At 58.2% G+C, this 6,059-nt stretch carries 5 protein-coding genes; 3 read left to right on the top strand and 2 right to left on the bottom strand.

Annotated elements, in window-relative coordinates; all coding sequences use genetic code 11:
- Positions 1–438: 438 nt before the first annotated feature.
- The gene (locus tag I9H09_RS09540; protein WP_122324986.1) at positions 439–957 is read left to right on the top strand and encodes a GNAT family N-acetyltransferase; all 519 of its coding nucleotides are present in this window, start codon (positions 439–441) and stop codon (positions 955–957) included.
- A 42-nt stretch (positions 958–999) separates the two neighbouring features.
- On the opposite strand, the gene I9H09_RS09535 is transcribed toward I9H09_RS09540, so the two are convergent.
- Positions 1,000–1,722: a haloacid dehalogenase type II gene (locus I9H09_RS09535; protein ID WP_122324990.1), complete on the bottom strand. Its 723-nt coding sequence runs from the start codon at positions 1,720–1,722 to the stop codon at positions 1,000–1,002.
- 168 nt (positions 1,723–1,890) lie between these two features.
- On the opposite strand from I9H09_RS09535, the gene I9H09_RS09530 reads away from it, so the two are divergent.
- Positions 1,891–2,886 (top strand): aldo/keto reductase, encoded by a 996-nt coding sequence (locus tag I9H09_RS09530; RefSeq protein WP_122324985.1) that lies wholly within the window; start codon positions 1,891–1,893, stop codon positions 2,884–2,886.
- A 234-nt stretch (positions 2,887–3,120) separates the two neighbouring features.
- Positions 3,121–4,761 carry a methyl-accepting chemotaxis protein gene (locus tag I9H09_RS09525; protein ID WP_024668860.1) on the top strand — a complete coding sequence of 547 codons (1,641 nt, stop codon included), beginning with the start codon at positions 3,121–3,123 and terminating at the stop codon, positions 4,759–4,761.
- A 12-nt stretch (positions 4,762–4,773) separates the two neighbouring features.
- On the opposite strand, the gene I9H09_RS09520 is transcribed toward I9H09_RS09525, so the two are convergent.
- Positions 4,774–5,973: an MFS transporter gene (locus I9H09_RS09520; RefSeq protein WP_122324984.1), complete on the bottom strand. Its 1,200-nt coding sequence runs from the start codon at positions 5,971–5,973 to the stop codon at positions 4,774–4,776.
- Between the last annotated feature and the right edge of the window lie 86 nt (positions 5,974–6,059).

Raw genomic sequence — 6,059 nt, 5'->3', positions numbered from 1 at the left:
CTCTGGGGATCACGTCATTGCCAGACATGACCAGGCCAGGCACAAGGTTTTGAGAGTGAGCGCCGAGCGCGACAAGGCGCGACTCGCGAGTGGACGAGGGACTGGCTGGCTCGTTGACGAGACCCATTGCAGTGCCCATGGAGCTGAAGTTTGCAGACCGCGTGACCACTTGAAACCTCATCTTCCGCTTGAGGGTCAACGACGGGGAACGTCCTGTGCAGGGGTATCAGCGCCAGGGTGAACCCAATCGGCTGTGATTGCCGGAGCGGTAGCCCCAGGGCAATCAATGGCGCTGGGTTTTTGACCCTTGGCGCCGAGGGACAGTAATCATCAATTTTGCCAGCGAGGCAAACAAAAAGTTATAAACCGGGAAAATGTCCGTCAAACGGCACGCTTTTCAGTGCGAGACTCCCCTTCAGAAAACAGCGGATACCGGCCATGCCCCTCACCTTTCGCCGACTTGCTCCAGACGATGCCGTCACCTATCGGGCGCTGATGCTCGAGGCCTACACGCTGCACCCGGATGCGTTCACATCGGATGTGGCAGAGCGTGAAGCGTTGCCGATCTCGTGGTGGCAAAACAGGCTCGATAACGCACCCTCGGCCAGCGATGCCGTGTTCGCGGCGCTGGAGGATGGCCGCTTGCTCGGCACCGTGGGGCTGTCGATGGAAACCCGAAAAAAGGTCCGTCACAAATGCACCCTGTTCGGCATGTACGTGCCCCTTGCGCACAGGGCACGAGGCATCAGTCAGCAGCTGATGAACAACGTGCTGGCGTATGCAACATCGCAAACGCAGCTGCTGGTCGTCCAGCTCACCGTGACCCAAGGCAACGCCGGGGCTCAGGCATTGTACGAGCGAATGGGCTTTGTGCCATTCGGCCTGGAACCCCTTGCAGTGTCGGTGGGTGGCGGGTTCGTTTCCAAGGTGCATATGTGGAAGGATTTGCGGGACTAATCACCCATACCGGGCGACGTCCCTGAAGCCGCCCCGCAGGCATCAGCAACCCAGCGCTTGTGCTGCTTCAGTCAGTGAATTGACTACGACATCCCAGTCCTGCTCCGCAGCCAGATCAGAGGTCTGGCCAGGCCCGTGTTCGGATGGCCTTCGGACGAAAACGGTCTTGAAGCCATTGGCGCGAGCTGCTGCCAGATCGGAATTGTGCGCGGCGACCATCGCCATCGACTCCGGGGCCAACCCCACTGCCCTGGCAGACTTCAGGTAGGTCTGAGGGTTGGGCTTATAGGTGCCTGCGATCTCCGCACCGACAATCACATCCCATGGCAACCCACCGAACTTTGCAAGGTTGAGCATTCCTGCAATGTGCCCGTTTGACAGCGTACCGATCGAAAACCTGCGCTTTAGCCGGGTGAGGCCGGCAACGGAATCAGGCCAGGGGTCCAGTTTTTCCCAAGCTTTGTTCAGCTCCACCAGCTCAGCATCGTGGATACTGCCAAAGTCTGCATTGAGCCTGGACAGTACGGTTTCCAGATTCTCCCGGTTCAAGACGTCGAGCGTCACGAAGGGCCGTTCGCCTGAACGTACGCGCTGCATGGACGGCTGGTAGAGCCCTCGCCACTGATCGGCAAAGTCGAGAGGATCGATCTGTATGGCGTGCTGTTCGAGGAAAGGCGCCGCGGCTCTGGCCACACCGTTTCGCCAGTCTACGACAGTGCCGAATACGTCAAAACCCAGAAAACCTGTCTGTTCCAGCTTGGTCATGATTGCTGCTCCCAGAGGACGTTTCATCACTTGAAGATGCCTGCAAGATACATTTCTTCAACGGATGAGTTCACGAGCGGTCTGATAAATGGCAAGGCCGGATCGATACCCTTCGAGCGTTGATACTCGACAGGTAACGGGCCTATCAAATGATTGATGGAGGATTCCATGAAGTACGTGAAGCTTGGCAGTACGGGGCTGGATATCTCCAGACTGTGCCTCGGGTGCATGACGTTCGGTGAGCCTGATGCCGGCACACATCCCTGGACACTGGACGAGCAAGCAAGCCGGCCCATCATCAGGCACGCGGTGGAGCAAGGCATCAACTTTTTCGACACAGCCAACAGCTATTCGGCGGGCACGTCGGAAACCATCGTAGGGAAACTCCTCAAGGAGTTCACCCGCCGCGAAGAAACCGTCATTGCAACAAAAGTGTTCTTCCCGGCGAACATGTGGGAAGGCTCCACCAGGCCCAACGACAAGGGACTGTCCCGCAAAGCGATCATGGCCAACATCGATGCGAGCCTGCAACGATTGGGCACCGATTATATTGACCTGTACCAGATCCACCGCTGGGACTACGACACGCCCATCGAAGAAACCATGGAAGCCTTGCACGACGTGGTCAAGGCAGGCAAAGCCAGGTACATCGGAGCGTCGTCCATGTATGCCTGGCAGTTCGCCAAGGCGCAACAGGTTGCGTTGGCAAACGGTTGGAGCAGGTTTGTTTCCATGCAGAATTATCTGAACCTGGTGTACCGGGAAGAAGAGCGCGAGATGATCCCGCTGTGTCTCGATCAGGGCGTCGGTCTTATGCCCTGGAGCCCGATGGCGCGTGGCCGGTTGACACGGCCTCATGGTCAACAGACAGAACGCACCAGGACCGATATTTCCGGGCAGTCTTTTTATGAAGCCACTGAGCAGGAAGACGGTCGCGTCATTGATGAAGTGGAAAAGCTCGCCGGAGAGCGAGGCGTCCCGATGGCGCAGATAGCCTTGGCCTGGGTACTTGCCAAGCGCGGTGTGTCAGCCCCGATCGTCGGCGCCTCCAAAGCATCGCAACTAGACGATGCCATCGCAGCACTCGACCTGGTGCTGAGTGACGAGGACATCAGCCAACTTGAAGCCCCGTATGTGCCTCATGCAGTGACCGGTTTTGCCTGACCCGTTCGAACGCTCGGTCGGCAGCAGACGCTGCTGGCCCGCGTCTGGAAGCATGATGGATGACATTTGGCCGGTCGTGGCTGATCCGAAATTCTGCAATAACAACTGTCTATCCGATTGCGTGTAAATATCTATTTGGCGCCTGTGCGACTCAAGCATACTGTCTGGCCATTCGCTATTAGCTGGCGCCACGATTATGGCGACCAACCGACCTTTCCTTTACGAGCTTTTCTCATGAAAAAACCGGTTTCTCTGGCGACGCGTATCGGCTTGGGTTTTGCCGCAATCGTGTCGCTGCTCATATTGATCACTGCGGTGGGTATCCAGCGGGTGGGGTTTATCGACACTACGCTTGAGGACGTCGGAGAAAACGCAGCAAAAGTGCAGCGTTACGCGATCAACTTTCGCGGCAGCGTACACAACCGGGCAATCGCCCTGCGGGATGCCGTACTGGTCAGCAACGACCAGGATCTGGCCACTCATCTGGCAGAAATGACCCGCTTGGAAAAAGACTACGTCGACTCGGCTGTGCCAATGGATCAGCTGTATACCAGACCCAGCGTAACGGGCGAAGAGCGTCAGTTGCTGAGCGCCATCAAGGAAATCGAACAGCAGACACTCGCCTCTACCAAGAGCGTGATTGCGCTGCGTCGTGCAGGTGATATTGCCGGCGCCCAGGCGCTTTTATTGCGCCAGGTTTCCGGTGATTATAGCGAATGGCTGAAACGCGTCAACGCGCTTATCGACCACGAGGAAGCCTCAATCAGGTCACAACTCGACAGCGTGCAGGCAACGGCTGGCCAGTTTCGCGGGTTGATGCTCATGGCAACGGCGTTCGCCGTGCTGCTCAGCATTGTGCTGTCGATGGTCATCATCCGCTTTGTCAAAAGAACGCTCGGCGCAGAGCCGGTAGACGTCGCGCAGGCCATCAGGCGGCTGGCCGACGGTGATCTGCAGCAGAACATTTCCACCGAACACCCCGAGAGCGTGATGGGCGTGCTGAAAACCGCGCTGAGTCGCCTCTCCGAGACGATCACTCAAGTACGACAGGCCGCTCAGGAAGTAAGCCAGTCATCGACCGTGCTGTCGGCTGCGTCCTCCACCAACAATGCTCAGGTCATGGTGCAGACTCGCGAAGCCGAACAGGTGGCAACCGCTATCAGTGAGATGGCTGCCACAGTCAACGAAGTTGCCGGCTATGCGGCACAGGCAGCAGATGCAGCGCGTCTGGCGGACACCGAAGTGGAAACTGGCAACAGTCTGGTAGAAGGGACTACCGCGGCCATTGAACAACTGGCTGCAACGCTGGTGGAAACGACCAGCACTGTAGAGCAGGTATCCAGGCACGGTGAACAGATCGAAACAGTCATCGAAGTGATCAACTCGATCGCCTCCCAGACCAACCTGCTGGCCCTTAATGCTGCCATCGAAGCCGCTCGTGCGGGCGAACATGGGCGAGGGTTTGCAGTGGTGGCGGATGAAGTGCGCTCGCTGGCGACACGCACCCAGCAGTCGACGCAGGAAATTCAGGCAATGATCAGCACGTTGCAAGGCGGCACAGAAACCGCCGCGCAGAACATGCGTGACAGCTGCGAGCTGGTCAACAAGGCAGTTGCACAGACCCGCAATGCGCAGAGCGCGCTGTCGAAAATCAGCAAAGAGGTAGGCGCAATCAATCACATGAACGCGCAAATCGCCAGTGCGTCAACTCAGCAAAGCGCGGTGGCCGAAGAGGTCGCGATGAATATCAACAGTATTCACGACTCGACACTCAAGTCCGCCAGCGGCTCCCAGCAAGTGGCAACCGCCAGTGAGGATCTGGCGTTGCTAGCGGACCGCCTGACGCAAAAGGTGGCGTTTTTCAAAGCTGGCTGAAAATAGGCCGTATCAGTCCGCGCAGTTTACCGCTGGTGACCTGCGCAGCGACCACGCCACTGTTGCCATAGACAGCGCAGCGCATACCGCGCCGGTCACGATCGCAGCCGTAAAGCCCGCGCTTTCGGACACCAGCCCGCCGATGAATGCCCCGCCGCCAATCGACAGATTGACCACACAGACCAGCAGCGCCTGAACGCCTTCCACACGCCCGTTCGAGGCATCGAAGCACCATATCTGCGTGGTGATCGGGATCATTCCGAAGGCAAATCCCCAGACCAGAGTGACCGGCCATAGCAGCCACGGGTTGCCGACAAACATGAGTAATGCGCTCAGTGACCCCAGCATCAGCAGGGTCATGATCAATACCGAGGACGGCGCATTTCTGGCCGCCAACGCACCACCAGCCAGATTGCCCGCTACCGCTGCCAGACCGAAGGCAAAGAGCAACACGCCTAGCGCCTGGCCTTTGATGTTGGCGGACTCCATGACGAAGGGTGCGAGGTAGGTGTAGGCCGCGAAGTGGCCGACATAGATCAACAGCGCGGCAGCAAACATCCGGCGAATTTTTTGCTCACCCGCCAACGAAAGCATCTGCCCGATACCGGCAGAGCGCTCACCCGGCAATGCAGGCAGAAGCGTGGCGATCAACAGGCCTACAGCAACGGTAACAACCGCCGCGGTTTCAAACGCAGCCCGCCAGCCAAATGCTTCGCCGATCACTGTACCCGCAGGTATGCCGGCTACTGTGCCAATCGAAACGCCCGCCAGCACATACGCGGTCGCCTTCACGCCCTCCTTGCCCGGCCTCAGCCGAGGCCCCAAAGACCCGGCAATGGTCCAGAATCCTCCTAGGGCGAAGCCGAGCAATACTCTGCCGGTGAGGGTCAGCCAGAACTGTTCCGATAATGCGACGATCAAGTTGGACACCAGCAATATCGACAGCAGGCAGAGCAGCAGGCGCTTGCGGTCGACATGACTAAACAGCGCAATGCAGGACGGTGCGGAAATCGCCGCGAGGACACCGGGGACGGCCATCATCAAGCCAGCGTGACTGACACTGGTGCCAAGGTCACGGGCGATATCGGGTAACAGCCCTACAGGAAGAAATTCCGTGGTAACGGTAGCAAACGATCCAAGGGATACGCTGCCGACGGCCCACCATGAAGCAGGTTGTGTTTCGAGGTTTCCAACGGTTTCAAAGCGACTCACAGCGGTTCCAGAATTCAGTTTTTTTCGCGACTGGCCCTTCTGGCCAGCGCATGTAAGCGCACAACCCTAACGTGTAAGGCGTTATT

Source organism: Pseudomonas tremae, assembly GCF_023278125.1.
Classification (GTDB): domain Bacteria; phylum Pseudomonadota; class Gammaproteobacteria; order Pseudomonadales; family Pseudomonadaceae; genus Aquipseudomonas; species Aquipseudomonas tremae.
Note: the sequence above shows the minus strand (reverse complement) of the source record. Positions and strands in the feature narration are given on the sequence as shown.